A 25,772-nucleotide genomic window follows, 5' to 3' on the forward strand; every position below is an offset into this window, starting at 1 on the left:
ACTCGAAACGGAGGCCACACACATGAGTCGCAGCGAATCCCTGTCGATCGCGAAAGCCATTCGCAACCCCGGTGCGAGCGCGGAGTCGCTCGAGTCGGTCGCGCTGATCGTCGGCGCCCTGGCGTTCGTCGCCGGGGTGCTCGTCGCCCTGATCGCGTTCTGGTCGGTCGACGTGCCGATCTCCGGGCCCGGGTCGATCGGCCAGTTCGCCGCGATCGCGTCCGCGGTGGTCGCCCTGATCGCCTATCCGCTCGGCCGCTTCGCCGTGGCGAATCGCAGTCGCGAGCTCGCCGCCGCGGTCCGCCCCGCGATGCCGGTGCCAGGGGCGAAGCTCCACTGGTTCGACATCCTCGCCATCTCGATCGCGCACGCCGTCATCGCCCTGCTCGGCTGGGTCGCGCTGAGCGATGTGCTCGCCGCGAGCTTCCAGGGTGCGGTGCTCTACCCCCTGCCGGCGATGGTCCTCGGAGGGGTCACCCTCGCGATGACCGCGTACATCACCTTCCTCTCGTCGGTGCGGCTCACGCCGATGCTGCTGTCGCTCGTCGTCGCGGTCTTCCTCGTGGTCGGCGCCCTCACGGCGATGCTCTCGGCGAGCGACCCGCAGTGGTGGAAGGAGAACCTCTCGGCCCTCGGCATGACCGACGACTTCTCGGCGCGCGCCTTCAACCTCACGCTCATCGTGGCCGGCGCGATCGTCACGATCATCGCGCGCTACGCGACCGCGGTGCTCCCCGCCGGCACGCCCGAGCTCGCGCGCAAGCGCAACGTCGTCCGCGCCCTGCTCGTGCTCATCGGCATCTTCCTCGCGTGCGTCGGCATCTTCCCCGTCGACGAGTTCTTCGCGGTGCACAACACGGTGGCGACGGGCATGGCCGTCGCGTTCATCGCGATCGTGGTCGGCCTGCGCTGGTTCGTGCCCTCGTTCCCCAAGCCGTTCCTGTGGTTCGGCTACCTGCTGAGCCTCGCGATCGTGGTCTCGGCGGTGTTCTTCTTCAGCGGCTACTACAACCTGACCGCGGTGGAGCTCATCGCGGGCGTCGCGGTGTTCAGCTGGATCATCGTCTTCCTGCGCACGGCGGGCGCCGCCGGCGATCGGGCGAACGCGGTCGAGGACGCCGCCGACGAGGCATCCGTGCCGGTCGCGGTCTGACCTGCCGACTGCACGCGGAAGGGCCGGATGCCTCGTGGCATCCGGCCCTTCCGTCTGGGCGTCAGGCGCTTACGCGAGCGCCTTGGCCTTGAGGGCGTCGTACTCGGCCTGGCTGATGGTGCCGGCGTCGAGCAGTGCCTTCGCCTTCGCGATCTCGTCGGAGGCGCTCCCCGAGGAGGCGGTCTGGCGGATGTAGGCGTCGGTGGCCTCCTGGGCGGCCTTCGCGTCGCGCGCGGCGCGCTCGGCCATGCCGTTGCCGCGGGCGATCAGGTAGATCAGCGCCGTGAGGAACGGCACGAAGATCAGGAAGATGATCCACACGGCCTTCCACCAGCCGTTGAGCTTGGTGTCGCGGAACAGGTCACCGATGATCGCGAAGAGGGCGAACAGGTAGGCGATGAACGCGAAAGCCCAGAAGAACCACCAGATCAGTTCCCAGAAGTTGCTCCAGAACGTCATGTCGTGCGTGCCTTTCGATACGAGGTGAGAGAGGCATCGCCGGATGCGATGCCGGGAAGCCCCGTCTCAGTTACGGCAACGCCCAGCGGACGATGCCCTCCCCCTGACCGAAGACCATCCTGAGCATGACAATAGCGCGAACCCGCCCGGGATCGCGCGGGTCGGCGGGGCGGCGCCGGTAATGTCCACAGGGGAGGTCGGCATGAACGAGTGGTGGAAGACGCTCGAGATCAACGGCTGGAGCATCTTCGCGGTCGTCGTGACGGTGATCGCCACCTGGATCATCGCGCACTTCGTGCGCAAGGGGGTCCGCGCCGGGCTCGCCCGCGTGCCGAACCTCAGCCCCGCCGTGGGCGTGCTCGCCGAGAGCGTCGTCGTCTACGGCATCTGGCTCGGCGGCATCGGCATCGCCCTCACGTTCATCGGCGCCTCCGTGCAGCCGCTCCTCGCGATCGTCCTCATCGTCGTCGTGGTGCTCGTGCTCGTGCTGCGCGGCATCGCCGACAACTTCGCGGCCGGCGTCGTGCTGCAGACCCGTCGCCCGCTCGGCGTCGGCGACGAGATCGAGAGCGGCGAGTACACGGGCACCGTGCGCGAGGTCAACGGCCGGTCGGTGGTCATCCGGACCGCCGACGGGCGAACGGTGCACGTCCCCAATGCGCAGATCCTCTCGGACCCCCTCGTCAACCACTCGGAGCACGGCTCCCGGCGCAGCGAGGTCGAGGTGCGCACCGGCGGGCACCACGGGGATGCCTCGGCCGAGGCATCCTTCAGGGAGGCCGTCGCCGACGCGGCTTCGGGTGCCCAGGGCGTGCACCGCAAGGAGGGCGTGCACGTGCTGCCGCTCACGCTCGGCGGGGGCCGCGCCGTCTACCGCGTGCAGTTCTGGCATCACCCGCTGCACGGCGTCGCAGTGCGCGCCGCGGTCGTCGACGCCGTCGCCGGCGCGCTCGCCGAACGCGACGTCGACGCGGTGGTCACGAGCACGCCTCCGCCCGCGCCGCTCGCCGCGCAGACCGAGTTCTGACCCCGCACGCCGTCGCCCGCGGGGAGACGGCTTGCGGCATGATGGCCTGAGGGTGGGGGCTCGAGCCGCGGGCGGCCCACGAGAAGGGGATAGCGCGTGACGGAGACGCAGCCGGCGCCGAGGGTCCGCGACCTCGCGATCATGGCCATTCCGACGATCGTGGTCGGCGCAGGGTCGGCCGTCATGCTGTGGTTGCTCGACCTCGCCGCGGAGGGCCTGCACGACGTCATCTGGGGCACCGTGCCCGACGCCTTCGGCATCGGACCCGAGAGCCCGATCTGGATCTTCACGGTGCTGACGCTCACGGGCGCCGCGGTCGGCGCCGCCGTGTGGCTGCTGCCGGGCCACGGCGGACCCGATTCCGCGCTCGGCGAGCTCGACGCGCCGCCGCCGAAGCTCATGCAGCTGCCGTCGCTCGCGCTCGTCGTGGTGCTCGGCCTCGCCGGCGGCGTCAGCCTCGGCCCCGAGAACCCGATCATCGGCATCAACACCGCCCTGGCGATCGCCCTGCTCGCCCGGTTCGCGGCGAAGATCCCGACGCGGCTCGCCGCGACGCTCGCGATGGCCGCGACGATCGGTGCGCTCTTCGGCACCCCCGTCGCCGCCGCGCTCGTGCTCACTGGGGCGGTCGCCGCCGTCAAGGGCGGCGGTTCGCTGTGGGACAAGCTCTTCCTGCCGCTCGCCGCGGCAGGGTCCGGCGCGATCACGATGCACGTGCTCGGCGGGGCATCACTGGCCTTCCGGCTCGACCCGATGGACGGTGTGGAGGCGATCGACCTCGTGAGCGGCACCGTGATCGCCTCGGTCGCCGCCCTCGTCGGACTGATCGGGGTCTTCGCGCTGCCGTCCCTGCACCGGATCTTCCATTCGATGCGCAACCCGATGATCTACACGACCCTCGGCGGCGCGCTGCTCGGTGTGCTCGGCATCATCGGCGGGCCGATCACCCTCTTCAAGGGACTCGACGAGACCGGCGAGCTGCTCTCGAACCCCGACGACTACACCGCCGGGCAGCTGGCCCTGTTCGCCGCCGTCAAGCTCGTCGCGCTGCTCATCGCCGCGGCTGCGGGATTCCGCGGCGGCCGGGTGTTCCCGATCGTCTTCATCGGTACGGCGCTCGGCCTGCTCGCCTACCACCTCGTCCCCGACATCCCCGTCTCGCTGTCGGTCGCCTGCGCCGTCCTCGGCATCACGCTCGTCGCCACCCGCGACGGATGGATCGGGATCTTCCTCGGGGCGGCGATCGTCGGCGACACCCAGGTGCTGCCGCTGCTCTGCGTGATCGTGCTGCCGGTGTGGCTCATCGTGACGAAGGCGCCCGAGTTCATCGCCCACGACGACCGATCCGTCCTGAAGGAGGCGACCCCATGACCACCCGGCCGCTCGCTGGCCTCACCCGCAAGAACGTCGGACGCGAACTCCTGGCCGGCGTCACCCTCATCGCGATCGCGATCCCGCTCAACATCGGCTACGCCCAGATCGCGGGACTGCCGCCGACCGCCGGCCTCTACGCGCTCATCGTGCCGACGGTGATCTACGCCCTCGTCGTCTCGAGCCGCCAGGTCGTCGCCTCGCCCGATGCCGCGGCCGCGGCGCTCGTGGCGAGCTCGATCGGCGGGCTGGCGATCGCCGGCGACGCGGAGGACTACGCGAAGCTCGCGCTCGCCCAGGCGATCCTCTCCGGCATCATGTTCCTGCTGCTGTCCGTGTTCAAGCTCGGCTTCCTGGCGAACTTCCTCTCGAAGCCGATCCTCGTCGGCTTCGTCGGCGGCCTCGCCCTCGACATCCTCGTCAGCCAGATCGCGAAGATGCTCGGCGTCAAGATCCCGTCGGGCGGCGAGTTCGTCGAGAAGACCACGGCCCTCGTCGAGGGGCTCGGCACGGCCAACCTCGTCGCGGTCGCGATCTCGGCCGGTTCGGTCGCGGTGCTCCTGCTGGGCCGGCGGTTCCTCCGGGCCGTGCCGTGGGCGCTCGTCGTGCTCGTCGTGAGCACGATCCTCGTCTACCTGCTCGACCTCGACGACGCCGGTGTCGACGTGCTCGGCGAGGTGCCCGCCGGCCCGCCGACGCTCACGTGGCCGATCATCGAGTGGTCGATGTGGTTCGCGCTCATCCCGTCGGCGATGGCGCTGACGCTCGTGACGACCGCCGAGGGCCTCCTCGTCTCCCGCTCGTACGGGGAGAAGCGCGGCTACTCGACGAATCCCAACCGCGACCTCTTCGCCTTCGGCCTCGGCAACATCGCGTCCGGCGCATCGGGCAGCTTCGCGGTCGGCTCGTCCACGTCGCGCACCGCCGCGATGGACCAGGCGGGCTCGCGCACGCAGCTGCCGTCGCTCGTGCTCGCGGGCGGCACGCTGCTGCTGCTCCTCTTCGGCACGGCGCTGCTCGCCGACATCCCCTCGCCCGCCATCGGCGCGATCGTCGGCGTCGCGATCCTGCCGCTGCTCGGCATCAAGGAGTTCGCGGGGCTCTGGAGGGCCGATCGGTTCGAGTTCGGCGTCGGCGCGGCGTGCTTCCTCACGACGCTGTTCGTGGGCGCCATCCCCGGCATCCTGGTCGCGTTCGTGCTCGCCCTCATCAACCTCGCCCAGCGCGCGGCGAATCCCGCGATCGATGTGCTGCAGGCGGGCGGAGAGCCGGGCGACTCGCTGCTCGACGAGGCGCCGAAGGGGCACGTCACCGCGCCGGGCGTCATCGTCGTGCGGCTCGCCGCACCGCTCTTCTTCGCGAACGGCTCCGTGTTCAGCGATGCCGTCAAGAAGGCCGTCCGCAGCGCCCAGGCCGCCGGCAACGGACCCGTGGAGCACCTCGTGATCGACATGGAGGCCGTCACCGACATCGACGTGACCGGAGCCGAGAGCTTCGAGGCACTGCTCGCGTGGCTCGACCAGGAGCACGTCGAGCTCTCGTTCAGCCGGGTCCGGCCGGGCGCGCACGACCGACTCGTCGAGCTCGGCCTGCTCGGCGAGCACCCGACCTACGAGACGAACCGCGCCGCGCTCGCGGCGCTGACCAGGGGGAGCGCATGACCGATACCGAAGCCACCAGCATGACCGCCGACGCACTCGCCGAGGCCATCCGCCGCGTGAGCACGCCCGATGAGCTCGAGACGCCGTTCGGGCGCATCGAGCTCTTCGACGGCGTGCCGCGCGCGGCATCCGTCGACACGTTGTACGACGCGCTCGACCTGATGCGCGCCGCCGAGGCGTTCCTGAACGCCGTGCCGGGCGCCTCGCTCGTCGCGTTGCGCAAGGGCCTGCGCGAGGCCGGGCTCACGAGTGGCGAGGTCATCGGCTTCACCGATCCCCGGGCGAACTCGGGCGGCATCTACCTGACGCCGAACACCGAGACGACCTACGGCACGACCTTCATCGACCTCAAGGCCTGGGGCCCGACCGTGATCGAGGCACCGCCGCAGTCGCTGTGCGTGGTGGACGACTTCTGGTTCCGCTACGTGGCCGACATGGGCATCGCCGGGCCCGACAAGGGGGCGGGCGGCAAGTACCTCTTCCTCCCGCCGGGCTACGCCGGCGAGCGGCCCGACGGCTACTACACGTACGAGTCGCCGACCTACACGAACTGGGTCGTACTGCGCGCGCTCGGCGGCGTGCCGGCGATGAAGCAGACTCGCATCTACCCGCTCGCCGAGGCGTCGGCGCCGCGCGAGAACGTCTTCCTCAACATCGCCGCGGCGCAGATCAACACGGTCCACGCGAACGACATCTCGTTCTTCCGCGAGGTCGACGAGCTCATCCAGGAGGAGCCGGTCGAGGCGATCGACGTCGAACGCGCGGGGCAGCTCGCCGCGCTCGGCATCGTGCACGGCACACCGTTCGCGCCCGACGAACGTCGCAGCCGCCTCCTCGACGAAGGGGCGAAGCTCGGTGCCGCGATCTCCCGCGCGCTCGTGTACCAGCCCCGCGACCCGGCCGCCTACTTCTGGGAGGGCGTCTCGTGGAAGAACGCGTTCGTCGGCGGCAGCTACGAGTTCCTCCGCGAGGGTGCGCGCCTGCTCGACGCCCGCTCGGCGTTCCACTACTTCGCCACCGTGATCACCCCGGCGATGGCGCACGCGCAGATCGGGGCCGGCTCGGCGTACGCGTACACCGCCGAAGACGCCGACGGCCACGTGCTCGACGGATCGGCGAACTACTCGCTGACGATCCCCGCGGACCCGCCCGCGAAGAACTTCTGGTCGGTCGACCTGTACGACACCCAGACGCGGTCGCTCCTGCAGTCGGCGCCGTACCCGGCGCTGTCGAGCCTCAAGGGCACGGTGCAGGCAGAAGCCGACGGCAGCTACGTGCTGCATTTCGGCCCCGAGGCACCCGCCGGCAAGGAGTCGAACTGGATCCCGACCACGCCGGGCAAGAGCTGGTTCCCGATGGTGCGGCTGTACGGTCCGCTCGAACCCTGGTTCGACGGCAGCTGGCGCATCCCCGAGATCGTCAAGCAGTAGCGAACGAAGGAGTACGAGCCCATGGGCAGCGTCATCGGAGACATCCTCCCCCTCGCCGTCGGCATCGCGATCAGCCCGATCCCGATCATCGCGGCCATCCTCATGCTCCTGTCGCCGAAGGCGAAGGGGACGAGCGTCGGATTCCTGATCGGCTGGGTGCTCGGCATCGTCGTGGCGGTGGTGCTGTTCACCCTGCTGGCCGGGGTCATCCCCGAGAGCGATTCGGATGCCTCGAAGCCGGTCGCGGGCACGGTCAAGCTGCTCCTCGGCGCCCTGCTGCTGCTGCTCGCGGTCAAGCAGTGGCGCTCGCGGCCGAAGCCGGGCGAGGAGCCGGCGATGCCGAAGTGGATGTCGGCGATCGACCAGATGACGTTCGGCAAGGGCCTCGGCCTCGGGTTCCTGCTGTCGGCGGTCAACCCGAAGAACCTCATCATGGGCGTCGGTGCGGGCGTCGCGATCGGCTCGGCCGGCCTCTCCGGCGGTGAGCAGACGATCGCCATCGTGGTCTTCGTGCTCATCGCGGCGTGCTCGGTCGCGATCCCCGTGATCGGCTACCTCGTCGCCTCGAAGCAGATGGCGGGCCCCCTCGAGTCGCTGCGGAAGTGGCTCGTGCACAACAACGCGACCGTCATGGCCGTGCTGCTCCTCGTCATCGGGGTCGTCATGATCGGCAAGGGCATCGGGAGCTTCTGAGTGGGCGAGGAGATCACTGCGGGCGGGGCGGACGCCTCGCGGCACCGCCTCACCCCGGCGACGATGACCCTGATCGGGCTCGCGGCCTCGGTCGTGCTGTTCGCGGGGGTCTGGCTCGCCCGCGACCTGTTCGCACCCGCCGCGCTCGCCGCGGTCGTCGTGATCATCGCGTACCCCTTGCGGCGCCCGCTCGAGCGGGCCGGATGGCCGATCTGGCTCGCCTCGACGGCGGTCATCGTGCTCGCCTACCTGATCCTCGCGGTGCTCGCCGTGCTGCTCGTCTACGCCGCCGGGCAGTTCGTCGGCATGCTTCCCGAGCTCGCCGCCGACCTGCAGTCGACGGCCGGCGGAGTCGTCGACTGGCTGAAGGACCTGGGCTTCTCGGCGCCCTCGGCCCAGACCGCGATGGGATGGCTCGACCCCGCCGCGATCGGCCGGGCGGCCCTCGGCGTCGCCGACCAGGTGCTCGGCTTCGCGACGGCGTTCTTCTTCGTGCTCACCTACGTCATCTTCATGACGGTCGACGGCGCCCGCTTCCGCGCGGCCGCGGCCGGGGCATCCGCGCACGTCTTCGGCAACCCGACGGGCGACGGTATCGCCCGCCGTTACTTCACCGGCGTCCGCCGCTACTACGTCGTGAACGCGACGTTCGGTGCGATCGTCGCCGTGCTCGACGGCCTGCTGCTCTGGGCCGTGGGCGTGCCGATCCCGGCCGTGTGGGCGATCCTCGCGTTCGTCACGAACTTCATCCCGAACATCGGGTTCGTGATCGGGCTGATCCCGCCCGCGATCCTCGCGCTCGTCGTCGGCGGCCCGCCGCTCATGCTCACGGTCATCGCGATCTATTGCATCATCAACGTCGTGCTGCAGGTCCTCGTGCAGCCGAAGTTCGTGAGCGACGCCGTGGGGCTGAGCCTCACGCTCACGTTCTTCTCGGTCGTGTTCTGGACATTCGTCATCGGGCCGATCGGCGCCATCCTCTCGGTGCCGCTGTCGCTGCTCGTGCGAGCCCTGCTGTTCGAGCACGACCCCGGCGCCGTCACGATCCGTCGACTCTCGGGCGAGAGCGAGGACTCGTTGCGAGCCCGGACATCACGCGGGATGCACGATGCCGCCCGGGTGCCGAACCCCGATACTGGAACTCGAAGCCAGGAGGAACGCGATGTGGTGGAAGAAGAAGCATGACGACGCGTCGCCCGCGGAGAAGCCCGATCGTCCCGCGGCGACCGCGGTGATCCCGCACCGCAACGCGTTCCTGCTGATGGGGCTCGCCGGACTCGTCGTCACGTTGTTCGGCATCGCGGCCATGCGCGACATCTTCTCCGCGATCTTCCTCGCGCTCGTGCTCGTGATCTGCGTGCACCCGGTTCGTCGCGGCCTGGAGCGCCGCGGGGTATCGCGCGGCATCTCGACCATGGTCGTGCTCGTCACGGTCGTGCTGCTGCTCGGCGGCTTCGTGTTCCTGCTCGTCATCTCGTTCGCGCAGTTCGCGACGCTGTTGCCCGACTACCTGCCCGAGTTCGAGACGTGGGCGAACTCCATCGAGTCGTGGCTCTCGAGCCTCGGTGTCGGACAGGAGCAGATCAACGCGATGATGGGGTCGTTCAACCCGGCCGACATCGTCAGCGCGATCGGCGGCTTCGTGAGCGGCCTGCTCGGGGGTGCGGCCGGATTCATCTCGTTCGCCGTGATCCTGTTGACCATGCTCATGCTCATCACGTTCGACTCGTCGTACGTGCCGACGGTCGTCGCCGGCATCGGGCGCAAGCGACCCGAGGTCGCGACCGGCCTCGTGCGCTTCGCCGACGGCGTGCGTCGCTACATGGTCGCCACGACGGGGTTGGGCGTCGCGCAGGGCATCGTCAACTGGATCGCTCTCGCGCTGCTCGGCATCCCGGGCGCGGCCCTGTGGGGCATGCTGTCGTTCCTCTGCAGCTTCATCCCCAACATCGGGTACTTCATCGCCCTGATCCCGCCGCTCGTGTTCGGCGCGCTCGTCGGCGGCTGGCCGATGGTCGTCGCCGTCATCGTCGTGTACGGCGTCATCAATGCGGTGATCCAGTCGGTCATCCAGCCGAGGATCGTCGGCAACGCGGTCTCGCTCAGCCAGTCGCTCACCTTCGCGTCCGTGCTCGTCTGGGCCGTCATCCTCGGGCCCATGGGCGCCATCCTCGCGGTGCCGCTGACGCTGCTCATGCGGATGCTGCTCGTCGACACGAACCCGGCGACCGCGTGGGTGCTTCCGGCGCTCGGCGAGGTCGACGACGCGAAGCGGGAGATGAGCGAGCTCGATGCCGAGGCGAAGGTCGCACGAATGCAGCGCCGCGTGGAGAAGAAGCAGGAGCACGCGGTCGCTCGCGCGGAGCACGCCGCCGAGAAGGCGGAGAAGGTCGACGAGACCACTCCCGCGCCCTGATCGGTTGCGGGCCGGCCGCCGGCCGGCTCTCGAACGGCGGATGCCTCGGCGAGCAGCCGCTCGCCGAGGCATCCGTGTTCGTGGGGGAGCCCGTTACTCGCGCGCGAGCGCCGCGAGCGCCTCGAGCTCGAGGTCGAGGTACTGCTCCTCGCTGACGTCGACGCCCACGCCCAGGAGCTTGCCGCCCGTGAACGGGAACGAGTCGCCGTAGAGGTCGCTCACCGCGTCGCCGCTGTCGTAGCCGACGCACAGGCCGTCGCCGCACAGCGTGAACTTGCCGACCTGCGCCCGCATCGGGCCCTCTGCGACGACCCGGTCGTCGACGTAGAGCCGGCAGGTGCCGAGCGACTCGCCGTGCTCGCCGGCGCCCTCTCTCACGAACTCCATGCCGAGCGCGTGCTTGCCCGGCGTCAGCGCCTCCGACGTGAACACCTGTTCGGGCGGGATGCCGAGGAAGTTGTACACGTAGTGGAGCCTGCCGTCCTTGATGAACAGCGAGTGTCCGCCGAAGCGGGAGCCGTGCGCGAAGAGCACGCCCTGCGCGCCCTCCTCGAGCACGACGTCGGCGATGATCTTGTACGACCGCCCGCGAACATTCACGGCGACCGACTCGGCCACCGCGCCCGTGTCGGGGTAGTAGACGTAGCGGGTGCGCGGCGGCTCCGATTGCGGACGCTCGATGGTGAGCTGGTCGCGCGCCGAGCGGTCGTCGAGGGGGAGCACGTTGTTCTTCTCCGCCTCCTCGAACCAGGCGTCGACGAGCTCCTGGAGTTTCTCGGGGTGCTCGGCGGCGAGGTTCTTCGACTCCGAGCGGTCGATCTCGACGTGATAGAGCTCCCACTCGTCCTCGTCGAAGCGGCCGTGGCCGGTGAGCGGCGCGTGGATCGCGGCGGCCTTCCAGCCGTCCTTCCAGATGCCGCGCGTGCCGAGCATCGCGTAGTACTGCACCTTCTTCTCGGTCGGGCCGTCGGGCGCCGCGTCGAAGGAGTACTTCATCGAGACCCCGTCGAGGGGCCGCTGCTTCACGCCGCGGAACTCGTCGGGGAACTCGATGCCGATGACGTCGAGGATCGTGGCGACGATGTCGGTCGAGTGGTGGTACTGGTGACGGATCTCGCCCTTCGCCGAGATGCCCGCGGGCCAGTGGATGACCATCGGGTCGCACGTGCCGCCCGCGAACTGCGAGTAGCGCTTGAACATCTGGTAGGGCGTCGAGAACGCGGCCGCCCACCCGGTCGGGTAGTGGTTGTAGGTCTCGGGTCCGCCGAGCACGTCGATCTTCGAGAGGTTCTCGGCGAGGTCGTCGGGGAAGCCGTTGAAGAACTTGTTCTCGTTGACCGAGCCGTCGGGCGACCCCTCGCCCGACGCGCCGTTGTCGGCGCAGTAGAAGATGAGCGTGTTCTCGAGCTGGCCCGAGGCCTCGAGGTAGTCGACGATGCGACCGATCTGCGCATCGGTGTACTCGCTGAAGCCGGCGAAGACCTCGGCCATGCGGCTGAACAGGCGCTTCTCGTCGTCGGAGAGCGAGTCCCACGGCTTGACGAAGTCGGCGGCGTTCGCCTGGTCGTCGGGCAGCGGGTTGAAGGGCGTGAGCTCGGTGTCGGCGGGAAGCACGCCGCGCTCGACCATGCGTTCGAGCACCCACGTGCGGTAGGCGTCGTAGCCGTCGTCGAACTTGCCCTTGTACTTCTCGATGTACTCGGCGGGCGCGTGGTGCGGGGCGTGGTTCGCACCGGGGCAGAACCACGTGTACCAGGGCTTCGACGGGTTCGAGGCCTTCTGGTCGCGGATCATGCGGATGGCCTGGTCGGCGAGGTCCTTCGAGAGGTGGTAGCCCTCTTCGGGCGAGTACGGCTGCTCGATGAACCGGTTGTCCTCGGTGAGGTCGGGGTACCAGTTGTTCGTCTCGCCGCCGAGGAACCCGTAGAAGCGGTCGAAGCCCATCGCGAGCGGCCATTGCGACTTCGAGCCGCCGGCCGAGACGTCCTCTTCGGGCACGTTGTGGTTCTTGCCGACCCAGAAGGTGGAGTACCCGTTCTGCTGCAGCACCTGCCCGATGGTCGCGCACTCGTCGGGGATGTGGCCCGACAGGCCGGGGAAGCCGTTCGTGCCCTCCATGATGTTGCCCATGCCGTTGACGTGGTGGTTCCGGCCGGTGAGGAACGTCGAGCGCGTCGGTGAGCACAGCGCCGTGGTGTGCCACTGCGTGTAGGTGAGGCCGTTCGCCGCGAGCCGGTCCATCGTGGGCATGTCGATGCGGCCGCCGTACGGCGACCACGATGCCTGGCCCGTGTCGTCGTAGAGGATCACCAGGATGTTGGGTGCCCCCTCCGGCGCCTTCGGCTTCTCGTACGGCGACCAGTCGGCCACCGAGTCGCGGACGTCGAGCTTGATCGTCCCCGTGAATTCCTTGGACATGTGAAGTTGCTTCCCCTCGTCGACTGCGCGGGGCGGTCGAGCCCCGCTGTCGACGCTATCGGGAGGTGCGATGCCGTGGAAGGGTTCCTCCGGGTCGTGTCGCCCGAACGGGGGCCCGCAGTTCGCGTTCAGCGAATGATCCGCGATGGTCGCGCGCCCGCCTCCGGGGTTAGTCTTCGAGAGTCACCGGTGATCGCCGGTGTCTGATCGTCGAACCCAAGGGGAATCATGGCGGAGTTCGAGTACGGCCCGGTGGAGCTGTACCTGGTTGGATTCGAGGGGGACCGGCTCGACGCCGGCACGGTTGAGGCCCTCGAGGAGTTGGTCGGCGACGGCGAGGTGCGCCTGCTGGACCTCGTCATCGTGTCGCGCGAGCCCGACGGCTCGGTGCGCATCGTCGAGATCGAGGACGAGGGCGAGTCGTACGGCTTCGGCGTGCTCGAGCTCGAGCAGTCGGGCCTCGTCGGCGCGGAGGACGTCGACGACTTCGCCGAGCTCATCCCCCCGGGCACGTCGGCGGCGCTCGCCGCCTTCGAGCTGCTGTGGGCCAAGAAGCTCGCATCGCGCTTCGCCGAGGGCGGCGGCGTGGTGCTGTCGACCGAGCGCATTCCCGCGCCCGTCGTCAACGAGTTGCTCGCCCAGGCGAGCGGTGAGGAGAACTGATCATGCCTCTGGGTCGTATGGGCCGTCCCGGCCTCATCGGAATGGCCGCGCGCACCGCGGTCGTCGCCGGCACCGCCACGGCGGTCTCGGGCAACGTCGCGCGTCGTCAGAACGAGCGTGCTCAGCAGAAGTACGAGGCGCAGGCCTACGAGCAGCAGCAGGCGTACGAGCAGCAGCAGGCTTACGAGCAGCAGCAGGCGGCTGCTCAGCAGCAGGCGTACGCGCAGCAGCAGGCCGCGGCCGCAGCTGCAGCGCCCGCCGCTCCGGCCGGCGGCACCGACGTCGTCGCCGAGCTCCAGAAGCTCGCGACGCTCCAGCAGCAGGGCATCCTGACCGCCGAGGAGTTCGCCGCCGCGAAGGCGAAGCTGCTCGCCTGACGCCGAGCACGCACGAACGGGATGCCGCGGGCCTTCGCCCGCGGCATCCCGTTTCGCATCGGTGTGCGGTCAGTCGGCGGCCGCGACCACCGGCGTCGCCGGCGACTCGTCGTTGCGGCCGGGAAGCCGGCGGGTCGCCGGCAGGGCGAGGAGCGCCGCGACGGCGCACGCGAACATGCCGACCTTCACGCCCCAGAGCTGCGCTGCCGAATAGTGCTCCACGAGGTCGTCGACCTGGTCGGCCGGGTACCCGGCGTCGAGGAGGGCCGCCTCCGCCTCCGCGGGGGTGACGTACTCGAGGCCCTGCGACACCTGGACCGTCGCCTGCTCGGCCACGGCCGACTCGATGTCGGGGTCGGCGGCGATGAGTCCGAGCACCGAGGCCGTGAGCGCGCCGATCATGAGCGAGCCGATGAGCGCGGTGCCGAGCGAGGAGCCGAGGTTCTGCGCGGTGTACTGCAGGCCGCCGGCCTCGCTGCGGGCCTCGGGCGGCACCGAGGACTGCACGACGTTGCCGAGCTGGGACGCCAGCAGGCCCGTGCCGAGGCCGACGAGCGTCATCCCGATCGCGAACGGCGTCGTCGCGAGCTGCGGTTCGACCGTCGAGATGATCACGAGACACGCGAGCGCGATCGTGAGGAGCCCGGTGCGGACGACGGCGCGCGAGCCGAACCTCGCCCCGACCTTCGCGCCGAGCGCGGCGGCGATGAGCATCGCGATCGACGTGGGCAGCAGTCGCAGGCCGGTCTGGAACGCGTCCATGCCCTGGGTGACCTGCAGGTAGAGCGGCACGGCGAAGAAGATGCCGAGCAGTACGAGGTTCTGCGCGAGCAGGCTCGCGAGCCCTGAGCGGAGCGCCGGGATGCGCAGGTTGCGCACATCGAGCAGGGGCGTCCGGCCGGCCGCGGTGACGTGGCGCTCCCAGGCGAAGAACGCCCAGAGCACGGCGAGGCCCGCCCCGATCACGAAGGGCGTGAGTGCGAAGCCGAACGGCGTGACCGGCGACTGCAGGGGCTGCAGCCAGCCCCACGTGCCGCTCTGCAGCACGCCGACGACGACGAGCGCCAGGCCGAGCGCCGAGAGGAGGGCGCCGACGACGTCGAGCTTGAACTTCTCGCGCACGTGGTCGTCGGTGATCCACTTGCCGACGGCGAGCACGAAGATCACGAACACGACCTCGCCGGCGAAGACCCAGCGCCACGAGTACTCGGTGGTGAGCCAGCCGCCGAGGAGCGGGCCGATCGCGATGCCCGCGCCGGCCACGCCGCCGATGATGCCGTACGCGCGCGCCCGCGCCGGCCCCTCGTAGCTGCCCGCGACGAGGGCAGCGAGGGCCGGCAGCACGAGGGCGGCGCCGGCGCCCTCGATGAACGACCATCCCACGATGAGCACCTCGACCGTGGGTGCGAGCGCTGTCATGAGCGAGCCGATCGCGTAGATCACGAGCCCGATGCGGAACATGCGGAGCCGCCCGAACAGGTCGCCGATCTTGCCGCCCGTGAGCATGAGTGCGGCCATCACGAGCGCGTAGAGCGTGATCGCGAGCTGGATCATCGACACCGTCGTGTCGAACTCCTCGACGAGCTGGCTGATCGAGACGCTCATCACCGAGCTGTCGAGCACCATGATGAACTGCGCGATCGCGAGCGGGATGATCGCCCGCGAGCTCGTGCTCTTCGCTGCTTCCGTCGTGGCCATGCATCCCCCGCTCCGCGCGCGCCGGGACTCCGACGATCGTGACTGCAGGATACGGCTCCCGCCCTGCCCGTGGATACCCCGCGATGCGCGGCCCGCACGAGTCGGCGAACCGAGTCTGCGAACCAGCGGTGAGCCCATCGGATCCCCTTGCCGCGGCATCCCCCCGCGACCCTACGATGGGGCATGACCGTCGCACTGCGAGGACTCTCCACCGTCGTCCCGCCGACCGTGCTCGTCCAGCCCGAGGTGCGCGACGTGTTCGCGGCGCAGCCGGGTCTCAACCGGCTCGGCCAGCGCATCATCACGACGAGCTTCGATGTCTCGGGCATCGAGACGCGGCACACCGTGCTGAGCGAGCTCAGCCGCGACGCGCACCCCGACGATCCGGTGTTCTTCGACATCGCGTCGGGCGAGCTGCTGTTCCCGGGAACCAAGGCGCGCAACGAGCTCTACGCGGAGCACGCGACGGGTCTCTACGTCGCGGCCGGCCGTGCCGCGATCGACGCGACCCCCGGCATCGATGCGAGCGACGTGACGCACGTCGTCACGGTGAGCTGCACGGGCTTCTACGCGCCGGGACCCGACTTCATGATCGCGCGCGAGCTCGGCCTCGACGAGGGCGTCCAGCGCTATCACCTCGGATTCATGGGCTGCTACGCGTCCATCCCGGCGCTGCGGCTGGCGGCCCAGCTCTGCGAGGCGGATGCCTCGGCGGTCGTGCTCGTCGTCTCGGTCGAGCTGTGCACGCTCCACCTGCGGTCGTCGAACGACCCCGACACGATCGTCGCGTCGTCGCTCTTCGCCGACGGAGCCGGAGCGGCCGTGGTCACCGCGCGCGAGCCCGAGCCGGGTGAGCGCGCGTTCGCCCTCGACCGGTTCGCGACGCGCATCACGCCCACCGGGGAGGGCGACATGGCGTGGAAGATCGGCGACCACGGCTTCGAGATGGTGCTCTCGAACGCGGTGCCCGCGATCATCGACGAGCACATCACGGGGGCGCTCGAGCCGCTCTTCGCCCACGACGAGGCGCTCGCCGAGGCGCTCGCGACGGATGCCTCCGGGCGGGCGATCGAGCACTGGGCGATCCACCCCGGCGGGCGCAGCATCCTCGACAAGGTGGAGGCGCGACTCGCACTCAGCGAGGCGCAGCTCGTGCCCGCGCGCGCGACGCTCCGCGACTTCGGCAACATGTCGAGCGCGACCGTGCTGTTCGTGCTGCGCCGCATCCTCGACGGCGACGCCGGCTCCGGCGACCGGGTCGCCGCCATGGCGTTCGGCCCCGGGCTCACGGTCGAGTCGGCGCTCATGACGGTGCTGCACGCATGAGGGCCCGGTGGTGAGCGTGCGGGGCGGGCTCTGGCGGTCGCTCGGTTCCCGCGACGAGTCGGCGCGCGAGGTGATGGACGATCCCGCGTGCGACCCCGAGCGGCTCGCCCGGACCTTCGAGCAGTTCCGGCTCGTGAACCGGGTGGTGTCGGGCGGCGGTTCGGTGTACCGCGACTGGATCCGACCGCGTCTCTCGCCGGTGTGGACGACCCGCCTCCTCGACGTGGGTACCGGGGCCGCCGACCTGCCGCGGGCCTGGCTGCGCCGGGCGGCGGCCGAGGGCATGCGGCTCGAGATCACCGCGATCGACCCCGATCCCCGGGCGCTCGCGGCGGCTCGCGCCGCGGCCGAACGCGATCGGGTGCCGGGGCTCGAGCTGCTCGGCGTCACGACGGGCGAGCTGGCCGCGGCCGACCGGCACTTCGATCTCGTGACGTCGAACCACCTGCTGCACCATCTCGACGGGCGGGAGTTCGGCGCGCTGCTGGCCGACTCCGAGCGGCTCGCCGAGTTCGGCGGCACCGTCGTCCACGGCGACATCGAGCGCAGCCGCTTCGCCTATGCTGCGTTCGCAGCCGGAACGCTGCTGTTCTCGGCGAACCTGCTGCGCGGCTCCTACATCCGGGTCGACGGGCTCGCGTCGATCCGGCGCAGCCACACGGCGGTCGAGCTGGCTGCGGCGCTCCCGCCGGGCTGGCGCGTCCGTCGGGCCGTGCCGTCGCGCCTCGAGGTGGTCTGGCAGGCCGACGCCGCGGGGCGTCCGCGGGACTGACCGGGCCGATGCCGGCCCCGACGGGAGGGAACGGATGGGCGCGTCCGTCGACGTCGTGATCGTCGGTGGCGGCGCGGTCGGCCTGTTGACCGCCTGCCTCGCGGCCTCGCGCGGGCTCGAGGTCGCCGTGGTCGAACGCCGCCCGGCACGTTCGACGCGGCCGAAGGCGATCGGCGTGCACGCGCCTGGCGTCCGCGCGCTCGGCGAGGTCGGCGCGGCCGCGGTGCTCGAGCGGGAGGGCACGCTCATCACCGCGGGCGAGGTCGGTTGCGGGGGACGGACGCTCGGACGCATGCGCTTCGCCGAGGCGTCCGGGGTGCTGTCGGTGCCCCAGCACCTCGTCGAGGCGTCGCTCGAGCGGCGCCTCGGCGAGCTCGCACCCGGGGCGATGCGCCGCGGCGCCGAGGTGCTCCGGGTCGCTCCGACCCGGGCCGGGGTCGTCGCCCGGCTGGCGGACGGCTCGGAGATCGCGGCCCGATGGGCGGTGGCCGCCGACGGCGTGCGCAGCACGACGAGGGCGGGGCTCGGCATCGCGTGGCGCCGCCGACCCGGTGCGGCGACGTACGCGATGGCCGATGTGCCCGGCCCGAGCGACGAGGTCGCCCGGTTGCACTTCGAGCCGGGCGGCGTCGTCGAGGCGCTGCCGCTGCCCGGCGGGCGGCGGTGGGTCGCCCATCTCGGACGGACTGCGGATCGCCGCGACCCCGTCGGCGCCTCCCGTTTCGCGGCGATCGTGCACGAGCGCGTGGGGGCCGGGCTCGAGGTCGGCGCCCTCGAGCCGAGCGTCTTCGAGGCGCGCCAGCACCTCGCGCGCCGCTTCGCGCTCGGCCGGGTCGCGCTCGCCGGCGACGCGGCGCACGAGGTGAGCCCGATCGGCGGGCAGGGCATGACCCTCGGATTCCTCGACGCGCTCGCGGTCGTCGACGCGCTCGGTGCCGCGGTCGCCGGGGAGAGTCGCGGCGCGCCGCTCCGGCACCCCTTCGCCGGCTACGACCGGCGGCGACGGCGCGCGGCGCGCCGGGCGTGCCGCCGCGCGCGCTTCAACATGGCGATGGGTGCACCGGCACGAGGCATCCGCCTCTTCGCCCGCAACGCCGCCGTGCGCCTGCTCGCCGTGCCGCCGATGCGGAGCCTGCTCGCCCAGGTGTTCACGATGCGCGGACTGTGACCGCGCCGTCGTGCGGGGTCAGAGCACGACGCGCGGCGTGAGCACGAAGACCGGGATCAGCCGATCGGTCTTCGTCTGGTAGTTCGCGTAGTCGGGCCACGTCTCGTTGGCCCGTGCCCACCAGGCGTCGCGTTCGGCGCCCTCGACCTCGCGGGCGACGTAGTCCAGCTTGCGGTCGCCGTCCTGCAGCTCGACCTCGGGGTGCGCATTGAGGTTCCAGTACCACTGCGGCTGCTCGGGCGAGCCGCCCTTGGAGGCGACGACCGCGTACTCCCCGTCGTGCTCGACGCGCATGAGCGCGGTCTTGCGCAGCTTGCCGCTCTTCGCGCCGCGCGTCGTGAGCACGACGATCGGCCGCCCGCGCAGCGTGTTGGCCGCGGCGCCGTCCGACGCCTCGAACGTCTCGGCCTGCTTGCGGGCCCAGTCGGAGGTGCTGGGTGCATACTCGCCCTCGAGTGGCATGGAGAACTCCTTCGTGTTCGGTCTCCTTGCGACAACGGGGAACGGCGCCGCGATCTTCCCCGTGTGCGAGAATCGCGCCGATGGCGGCCCACGATCTCGATCATCTGCGTACGTTCCTCACCGTGCTGCGGGCGGGATCGGTGAGCGAGGGCGCGCGGCTGCTCGGAATCTCGCAGGCGGCCGCCAGCTCGCACGTGCAGGCCCTCGAGCGGCAGCTCGGTGCGACGCTCTTCGAGCGCACGCCCGGCGGCGTCGTCGCGACGCCGGCCGGCCTCGACCTCGGCCGACGGGTCGGCGGGCACCTCGATGCGCTCGACGACGTGCTCGCGCCGGCGGTCGGGGGCGAGCCCGTGACGGTCGACGTCGGCGGGGCGGCCGAGTTCCTCGGCGAGGTGGTCGCGCCCCGCGTCGGTCGAGTGGCGGATGCCTCGGCCATCCGCCTGCGGATGCGCTTCGGGCTCGCCGAACCGCTGCTCGAGGAGCTCCGGGCGGGCGACCTCGACCTCGTCGTGAGCTCGGTGCGACCGACCGGGCGCGGGCTCAGCGCGGCGCCGCTCGTCGATGAGGAGTTCCTGCTCGTGGCGGCCCCGGGCTTCCGCCCGGCGGGGCCGCTCGACGAGGCGGCACTCGCCGCGATCCCGCTCATCGCCTACGGCGACGAGCTGCCGATCGTGCGGCGGTACTGGCGTTCGGTGTTCGGCCGGCGCCCCGACGACCTCGTGGTGACGGCGGTGATGCCGGACCTCCGCGCGATCAGGGCCGCCGTCGTCGCCGGCGCGGGCATGTCGGTGCTGCCCGGGTATCTCGTGGAGCGCGAGCTCGCTGCGGGAGCGCTCGTCGAGCTGCACGAGCCCGAGTTCGCACCGCTCAACACGCTCCACCTCGTCGCCCGCACGGGTGAGCTCGAGCGCCGCGGGCCGCTGCGGATTGTGGCGGCGGCGCTCCGCGAGATCGCGGCGCCGCGCTGACCGCCGGCCCGCGGGCGCGCACCCGCGGGAGTGCCGCGCGCACGGGCCGACCGCCGTCCCCGGCCCCGGGGCCTCGCTCAGGGCGCGGGGTGCGCCCCGCGCTCGCCGAGCGCCGCCAGCAGGGCGGCGGCGACCGCCTCGCTCGACTGCGGGTTCTGGCCCGTGATGAGGTTGCCGTCGCGCACGACGTGGCTCGACCACGGCTCGCCGCCCTCGACGCGGGCGCCCCGCTCGGCGAGGGTCGCTGCGACGAACCAGGGCGTGCCCGCGCCGAGGCCGCCCGTGCGCTCCTCCTCGTCGGTGAAGACCGTGAGGGCCCGGCCCGCGAACGCGAAGCCGCCGTCGCGGCTCGCGCTGAGGAGGGCGGCCGGGCCGTGGCAGAACGGCGCGATGAGCACGTCCGCCGCGTCGGCCGCGACGAGCGCCGCGCCGACGCCCGGATCGTGCGCGAGGTCGACCATCGGGCCGTGGCCGCCGGGCAGCACGACGGCGTCGTAGGTCGCCGCGTCGAGTTCCGCGATCGCGCGCGGCGTCGCGAGTCCGGTTGCGATCGTCTCGAGGTAGGCGCGGAACTCCTCGACCTTCGCGGCGTCGCCGACGATCTCGGCGGAAAGCGAGTTCGGGTCGACCGGGGCGGGCGCACCGCCCGGCGTCGCGAGCGTGATCTCGGCGCCCGCCCGGGCGAGCGCCCGGTGCGCGACGACGAGCTCCTCGGCCCAGAAGCCCGTGGGGCGCGTGCTGCCGTCGGCGAGTTCGATCGCGTCGGCGGCGGTGACGATCATGAGGATGCGGGGCATGGGATTCCTTTCGACTCCGAGAGTGTCGCGCCGAGGCATCCGCTCGGGGCACCGGAAAACCGATGACGGGTATCGCGTGCGCCGGACGCCCGGGCCGACGGTGGGTCAGCGATCGAGCGCGCGCACCGCGAGCCACGCCGCGGTGCGGTCGTCGGGACTCGACATCGACAGCCCGGTGAGCTCCTCGACACGGGCGAGGCGGGTCGCCAGCGTCTGCCGGTGCACGCCGAGTGCGGTGGCGGTCGCGCCGAGGGCGCCGTGCTCGGCGAGGTAGACGCGCAGGGTCCTCAGCAGCTCGCCGTGCGCGCCGTCCGCATCGCGCAACGGGTCGAGCAGTTCGCCGATGCGCGAGGCCGCATCGCCGTCGAGTCGTTCGAGGACGTACTCGACCGTGGGCAGCGAACGGTAGCGGACGACGGTGCGCGCCTCGGCGACGGCGGCCTCGTGCGCCTGCCGAGCCTCGCCCGCGCTGCGCGCGAGGGCGTCGCTCGGGGCCGAAGAACCGAGGCCGAGCCGCAGCACCGCGCGCCCGTCGAGTGCGAAATCCTCGGCGCGGCGCGCGAACGCATCGACCTGGTCGTCGCGCAGGAACCCGAGCACGCGTTCGTGCGCCTCGGTCACGACGTGCACGGCGCCGAGCTCGTCGAGCCACCGCGTGACGAGGCGCTCGAGGTCGACGGCCTTCGACCGGCTCGACATGGCGAACGCGGTGAGGCTCCGCTCGCGCACGCCCCAGCGTCCGAGCAGGGCGGATGCCTCGCCGCCGCCCGCGAGCAGGGTGGCGACCATGACGGCACGGCCCAGGCGCTCGGTGCCGCTGTGATCGTGCGTGCGCAGCACGAGGTCGAGGAGGGCAGCCGCCTGCGACGCGAGGTCGCGGCTCCGGCTCGTCGAGCCGTCCCGGGAGGCGATGACGAGGTGGGCGGTGAGGTCCTCGCCGGGACCCACCGGATGCACCTGGAGCCCCGGGTGCCGGACCCGCACCGGGCGGTTGAACGCCACCGCGATCGCGTCCTGCACGTGCAGGCCGCCCGCTCCCGCGGTCGTGATCACCTGGCCGTGCACGTCGAGGAGCACGGCCCAGCCGTCGATCCGGTGGGCGAGTTCCGCGATGACCGCCTTCGCCCCGCCTCGGCGGGCGACCTGGGTGAGCACCTTCGTGCCGGTCGTGACGAGGCGGTCCTCGGCCGCCTGGTCGGCGGCCAGCAGCGCCACGAGCGTCGGGAGCAGCGCTTCGGGCGAGAGGGCCGCGGCGACGAGGCCCGTCGCCCCGGCCCGCTCGAGCGCGCTCCGCAGTTCGGGCGCGTCGCCGCTCGTCACGAGCACGGCGGCGGCGAGCTCGTCGGCCCGGGCGTCGCCGGCGCCGAGGCCCGCCGCGAGTTCGTGCGGGTCGCCGACGACGAGGGTCGCGAACGACGGGTGGCCGACGACCGCGAAATCGGTGAGCGGAACCGCCGAGTCGACGGGAGTCGAGCCGTCGAGGCGCCCGGCGACGAATCGCGCGTCGAGGTGCGCGGCGATGGAGTCGAGTCGGCGCGCCACGAAGCGATTGTACGAAATGTCGAAGCTCGCCGGTTTGCATCACAACTCTTCGCAATGACGCGGGCTCCCGTCGCTGCCTACCATCGGCATGCCCGAGCAATCGATCCAAGGGAGCATCAATGAAAGCCATCGTCTTCCGTCAGCCGGAGACGCCGATCGAGGTCGCCGATGTCGACCTCGCCGCCCCGAAGGCCGGCGAGGTCCGCGTGAAGATCGCCGCGGCCGGGGTCTGCCACTCCGACCTGCACGTGAAGCGAGGGGAATGGGACGCCCCGGCTCCGCTCGTCATGGGTCATGAGGGCTCGGGTGTGGTCGTCGAGCTCGGCGAGGGCGTCACCTCCCTCGCCGTCGGCGACCACGTCGTGCTCAGCTGGGTGCCGCCGTGCGGCGAGTGCCGCTACTGCCGTTCGGGCCACGAGGCCCGCTGCCAGAAGGTCGCGACCGTCGTCGCCCCGAAGGGCGTGCTGTTCGACGGCACCTCGCGCCTCGCGCAGGACGGCGAGGAGCTGCACCACTACCTCGGCGTCTCGTCGTTCGCGGAGGAGGTCGTCGTGCCGGCCTCGGGCGCCGTGAAGGTGCGCGACGACGCCCCGCTCGACGTCATCGCCGTCGTCGGCTGCGCGGTCGCGACCGGCGTCGGCGCCGTGCTCAACACCGCCGCCGTCGAGCCCGGGTCGACCGTCGCCGTCATCGGCTGCGGCGGGGTCGGCCTCAACGTCGTGCAGGGCGCGAAGCTCGCGGGTGCCGAGCGCATCATCGCGATCGACGTGCTGCCCGAGAAGACGCAGCTCGCCCTGCAGTTCGGCGCGACCGACCGCATCGACGCCTCCCAGGGCGACGCGGTCGAGCAGCTCATGGAGCTCATCCCCGACGGCGTCGACTACGCGTTCGACGCCATCGGCCGCACGGTCACGACCGAGCAGGCGATCCGCATGCTCGGCCTCGGCGGAGCCGCCGTCATCGTCGGTCTCCCGCCGACCGGCGCGAAGGCGTCGTTCGAGCCGCTCGTGCTGGCCGAGGCCGACCAGCGCATCCTGGGCTCGAACTACGGCTCGGTGCGTCCCTCGATCGACATCCCCGCGCTCGTCGACCGCTACATGGACGGCCAGCTGAAGCTCGATCCGCTGATCTCGGCGCGCCGGCCGCTCGCCGAGGCCGCCGACGCGTTCGACGACCTCGAATCCGGCGAGGCGCTGCGCACGCTGCTCATCCCGTAACCCCCGCTCGACCCCCGACCCGCCCGCACCACCCGACTCATTGGAGAGTTGCCCATGTCAGCCCCCACCAAGACCGGCGCCCCCGCGTCGGCCCCCGTCGACGCCGGCCTCCGCCGCGGCGTCATGAGCGGGCCGGAGCTCGCCGCCCAGGCCATCGCCAACATCGCCCCGAGCGCGGTCATCGCATTCACCGCCGCGGGCATCTACATCGGCGCCGGCAACGGCACGATGCTCTCGTTCGTGCTCGCCACGCTCGTGATCCTCGCCGTCGGCTACTGCGTCGCGGTGTTCGCGAAGCGGCACGCCTCGGCCGGCTCCCTGTACACCTACGTCGCCAAGGGCCTCGGCCCGTTCGGCGCCTACCTCGCGGGCATCGCCCTCCTCGTCGGCTGCTGGGGCATCGCGGCCGGGTCGCTCGGCGGCGCGGTCTCGTACATGAACCAGTTCCTCGTGCTCATCGGCATCCCCGCCGAGGGCCCGGGGTGGTCGATGGCGCTCGCCGTGGTGCTCGGGGGGCTCGCGACGCTCTTCACGATCCGGGGCATCCGGCTGTCGGCGCGCGTCTCGCTCGTGCTCGAGCTCGTGTCGGTCACCATCATCCTGATCCTGCTGATCCTCGCGCTCGTCTGGGCCGGTCCCGACGCCTGGGATCCGGCGCAGTTCTCGCTCGAGGGCGTGCCGTTCCAGGGCGTCGCGGCGGGCATGGTGCTCGGCATCCTCGGGTTCGTGGGCTTCTCCTCGGCCGACGCCCTCGGTCGCGAGGCGAAGAACCCGTACACCGCCATTCCCCGCGCGATCATGTGGAGCGCGGTCACGGTCGGCATCCTCTACGTGTTCTCCGCGTACACCCAGATCGCGATCCTCGGCGAGGACCTCGCCACGGTCGCGAGCCCGCTCGAGGCGATCGCCACGCAGATCGGCATGCCGGCGTGGTTCGCCCCGATCCTCACGTTCGGCGTCGGCGCGTCGTTCTTCGCCGTGGTGGTGGCGCCGCTCAACGTCGTGGGACGCATCATCTACGTGATGGGCAAGGAGGGCGTCGTCGCCGAGCGCTTCGGGCGGACGCACGACACCCACCTGACCCCGCACCGCGTGCTGCTCATCGCGGGGCCGGCCGCGATCGTGCTCGATCTCGTGCTGCTCGCGATCGGTGTGAACCCGATGGACATCGTCGTGTGGGTCGACACGTACGGCACCAACGGCTACATGGTCGCGTACGCGCTCGTGGCGATCGCCTGCGTCGCGTACACGCGCCGCGAGAGGATGCGGAACGGGCTCGTCTGGTTCTGCGCGGTCGTCTCGGTCGGTGCCATGGCGTACGTGTTCTTCGCGAACGTCTGGCCCGTGCCGGCGTGGCCCCTCAACGTGATCCCGTACCTGTTCCTCATCACGATGATCGCCGCGATCGCCTGGTACCTGCACCTCGCCAAGCACCGTCCGGAGGTCATCGCGAACATCGGCAACACCGAGACCGACGCGCTCGACGGCGTCGGCTGATCGTCACGAATGCCACGATGGCGCCCCTCCGCGATCGGAGGGGCGCCGTCGTCGTCTGCGCCGTGCGGCCCGGCTGCGCCTCGAGCCGCGATGCGGTTCCGACGGCGGGGCGCCGGCAGTTGCGACGCGGGTCCGCGAGGGGTTCGAACCACGTGTGGATGCCTCGCACCGACGCCCGTCGCGGGCCGTTCCGACCGCGCGACACGCCCGGGATGCACGGCCGATTTGTCGCTTCGGGGTTCGGCCGCGTAGATTCTTTCTTGTCGCCACGGCGGAGCGGAAAGCGAGAAGCGGACCGGCCGCGAAGACGATGATCTTAGCCAAATAACCTCGAAGGCGCAGTATTGCGACTCGGTGATTTCAAGCCTAAGATGAAACTCCACCTCAACTGATGGCACAGCTTCTGGCTGGTGTCGATCACGCATGTGATCCGATCGCGTATCGGAGGCCGGCGAAGAGGTGGTATGTTAGACAGGTTGCCCTGAGGGCAGGTCGAGAGACTGAAACTCGGGTGCGTCCGTTCCTTGAGAACTCAACAGCGTGCACTATGTTCAATGCCAATTTTTTGAACCCCGACCGACCTTTTGGTTGGTGGGATTCCTTTGATTGATGGACAATTTGATTTTCGAGTCAGTTGTTTCTCTGTCAGTGATTTGA

The 25,772-nt window shown here is 71.1% G+C and carries 22 protein-coding genes; 16 read left to right on the plus strand and 6 right to left on the minus strand.

Going from position 1 to position 25,772, the window contains the following annotated elements; genetic code table 11:
• The first annotated feature begins 22 nt into the window (after positions 1–22).
• Complete coding sequence (locus tag AC3RJ7_RS16520) at positions 23–1,153, plus strand: DUF998 domain-containing protein (RefSeq protein WP_491456932.1); 1,131 nt, start codon at positions 23–25, stop codon at positions 1,151–1,153.
• Positions 1,154–1,222: 69 nt separating this feature from the next.
• Here the strand turns inward: AC3RJ7_RS16520 and AC3RJ7_RS16525 are convergent, their stop codons facing one another.
• A complete protein-coding gene (locus tag AC3RJ7_RS16525) occupies positions 1,223–1,612 on the minus strand; it encodes an SHOCT domain-containing protein (RefSeq protein ID WP_491456933.1) in 390 nt (129 codons plus the stop codon).
• Positions 1,613–1,793: 181 nt separating this feature from the next.
• Here AC3RJ7_RS16525 and AC3RJ7_RS16530 point away from each other — a divergent pair, with 181 nt between their 5' ends.
• The 7 genes from AC3RJ7_RS16530 to AC3RJ7_RS16560 all read left to right on the plus strand — a co-directional run bounded on the left by AC3RJ7_RS16530 (position 1,794) and on the right by AC3RJ7_RS16560 (position 10,210).
• Positions 1,794–2,639, plus strand: coding sequence for a mechanosensitive ion channel family protein (locus tag AC3RJ7_RS16530; protein WP_491456934.1), 846 nt, complete (start codon positions 1,794–1,796; stop codon positions 2,637–2,639).
• Positions 2,640–2,735: 96 nt separating this feature from the next.
• Positions 2,736–4,010: an ion channel protein gene (locus AC3RJ7_RS16535; RefSeq protein WP_491456935.1), complete on the plus strand. Its 1,275-nt coding sequence runs from the start codon at positions 2,736–2,738 to the stop codon at positions 4,008–4,010.
• Positions 4,007–5,671, plus strand: coding sequence for a SulP family inorganic anion transporter (locus AC3RJ7_RS16540; protein ID WP_491456936.1), 1,665 nt, complete (start codon positions 4,007–4,009; stop codon positions 5,669–5,671). Before AC3RJ7_RS16535 ends, AC3RJ7_RS16540 begins: the two co-directional genes overlap by 4 nt.
• Positions 5,668–7,101, plus strand: a complete 1,434-nt coding sequence (locus AC3RJ7_RS16545) for a DUF1254 domain-containing protein (protein ID WP_491456937.1) — start codon at positions 5,668–5,670, stop codon at positions 7,099–7,101. Before AC3RJ7_RS16540 ends, AC3RJ7_RS16545 begins: the two co-directional genes overlap by 4 nt.
• A 21-nt stretch (positions 7,102–7,122) precedes the next feature.
• Positions 7,123–7,794, plus strand: a complete 672-nt coding sequence (locus tag AC3RJ7_RS16550) for a GAP family protein (protein ID WP_491456938.1) — start codon at positions 7,123–7,125, stop codon at positions 7,792–7,794.
• Positions 7,795–8,979, plus strand: a complete 1,185-nt coding sequence (locus tag AC3RJ7_RS16555; RefSeq protein ID WP_491456939.1) for an AI-2E family transporter — start codon at positions 7,795–7,797, stop codon at positions 8,977–8,979.
• The gene (locus tag AC3RJ7_RS16560) at positions 8,957–10,210 is read left to right on the plus strand and encodes an AI-2E family transporter (protein WP_491456940.1); all 1,254 of its coding nucleotides are present in this window, start codon (positions 8,957–8,959) and stop codon (positions 10,208–10,210) included. Before AC3RJ7_RS16555 ends, AC3RJ7_RS16560 begins: the two co-directional genes overlap by 23 nt.
• A gap of 93 nt (positions 10,211–10,303) precedes the next feature.
• On the opposite strand, the gene AC3RJ7_RS16565 is transcribed toward AC3RJ7_RS16560, so the two are convergent.
• The gene (locus tag AC3RJ7_RS16565) at positions 10,304–12,628 is read right to left on the minus strand and encodes an arylsulfatase (protein WP_491456941.1); all 2,325 of its coding nucleotides are present in this window, start codon (positions 12,626–12,628) and stop codon (positions 10,304–10,306) included.
• Positions 12,629–12,856: 228 nt separating this feature from the next.
• Here AC3RJ7_RS16565 and AC3RJ7_RS16570 point away from each other — a divergent pair, with 228 nt between their 5' ends.
• Complete coding sequence (locus AC3RJ7_RS16570) at positions 12,857–13,291, plus strand: DUF6325 family protein (protein WP_491456942.1); 435 nt, start codon at positions 12,857–12,859, stop codon at positions 13,289–13,291.
• A gap of 2 nt (positions 13,292–13,293) precedes the next feature.
• The gene (locus AC3RJ7_RS16575) at positions 13,294–13,668 is read left to right on the plus strand and encodes an SHOCT domain-containing protein (protein WP_491456943.1); all 375 of its coding nucleotides are present in this window, start codon (positions 13,294–13,296) and stop codon (positions 13,666–13,668) included.
• 69 nt (positions 13,669–13,737) lie between these two features.
• On the opposite strand, the gene AC3RJ7_RS16580 is transcribed toward AC3RJ7_RS16575, so the two are convergent.
• Positions 13,738–15,366: an MFS transporter gene (locus AC3RJ7_RS16580; RefSeq protein ID WP_491456944.1), complete on the minus strand. Its 1,629-nt coding sequence runs from the start codon at positions 15,364–15,366 to the stop codon at positions 13,738–13,740.
• A 183-nt stretch (positions 15,367–15,549) separates the two neighbouring features.
• Between AC3RJ7_RS16580 and AC3RJ7_RS16585 the strand changes: the two genes are divergently transcribed.
• The 3 genes from AC3RJ7_RS16585 to AC3RJ7_RS16595 are packed head-to-tail and all read left to right on the plus strand — an operon-like array spanning position 15,550 to position 18,632.
• Positions 15,550–16,692, plus strand: a complete 1,143-nt coding sequence (locus AC3RJ7_RS16585) for a type III polyketide synthase (protein WP_491456945.1) — start codon at positions 15,550–15,552, stop codon at positions 16,690–16,692.
• 7 nt (positions 16,693–16,699) lie between these two features.
• Positions 16,700–17,464, plus strand: coding sequence for a methyltransferase domain-containing protein (locus AC3RJ7_RS16590; protein ID WP_491456946.1), 765 nt, complete (start codon positions 16,700–16,702; stop codon positions 17,462–17,464).
• Between the two features lie 34 nt (positions 17,465–17,498).
• Entirely contained in the window at positions 17,499–18,632 is a 1,134-nt protein-coding gene (locus tag AC3RJ7_RS16595; protein ID WP_491456947.1) for an FAD-dependent oxidoreductase, read from the plus strand.
• 18 nt (positions 18,633–18,650) lie between these two features.
• On the opposite strand, the gene AC3RJ7_RS16600 is transcribed toward AC3RJ7_RS16595, so the two are convergent.
• Complete coding sequence (locus AC3RJ7_RS16600) at positions 18,651–19,094, minus strand: nitroreductase family deazaflavin-dependent oxidoreductase (protein WP_491456948.1); 444 nt, start codon at positions 19,092–19,094, stop codon at positions 18,651–18,653.
• A gap of 80 nt (positions 19,095–19,174) precedes the next feature.
• On the opposite strand from AC3RJ7_RS16600, the gene AC3RJ7_RS16605 reads away from it, so the two are divergent.
• Positions 19,175–20,062, plus strand: a complete 888-nt coding sequence (locus AC3RJ7_RS16605) for a LysR family transcriptional regulator (RefSeq protein ID WP_491456949.1) — start codon at positions 19,175–19,177, stop codon at positions 20,060–20,062.
• Positions 20,063–20,139: 77 nt separating this feature from the next.
• On the opposite strand, the gene AC3RJ7_RS16610 is transcribed toward AC3RJ7_RS16605, so the two are convergent.
• Together AC3RJ7_RS16610 and AC3RJ7_RS16615 are read right to left on the minus strand one after the other, a co-directional pair.
• Complete coding sequence (locus AC3RJ7_RS16610) at positions 20,140–20,859, minus strand: type 1 glutamine amidotransferase domain-containing protein (protein WP_491456950.1); 720 nt, start codon at positions 20,857–20,859, stop codon at positions 20,140–20,142.
• 105 nt (positions 20,860–20,964) lie between these two features.
• Positions 20,965–22,401, minus strand: coding sequence for a PucR family transcriptional regulator (locus tag AC3RJ7_RS16615; protein ID WP_491456951.1), 1,437 nt, complete (start codon positions 22,399–22,401; stop codon positions 20,965–20,967).
• A 119-nt stretch (positions 22,402–22,520) separates the two neighbouring features.
• Here AC3RJ7_RS16615 and AC3RJ7_RS16620 point away from each other — a divergent pair, with 119 nt between their 5' ends.
• Both AC3RJ7_RS16620 and AC3RJ7_RS16625 read left to right on the plus strand, forming a co-directional pair.
• Positions 22,521–23,618 (plus strand): alcohol dehydrogenase catalytic domain-containing protein, encoded by a 1,098-nt coding sequence (locus AC3RJ7_RS16620; RefSeq protein ID WP_491456952.1) that lies wholly within the window; start codon positions 22,521–22,523, stop codon positions 23,616–23,618.
• A 123-nt stretch (positions 23,619–23,741) separates the two neighbouring features.
• Positions 23,742–25,115 (plus strand): APC family permease, encoded by a 1,374-nt coding sequence (locus tag AC3RJ7_RS16625; RefSeq protein WP_491456978.1) that lies wholly within the window; start codon positions 23,742–23,744, stop codon positions 25,113–25,115.
• Positions 25,116–25,772 lie beyond the last annotated feature (657 nt).

The sequence above is a fragment of the Agromyces solani genome (assembly GCF_058349925.1).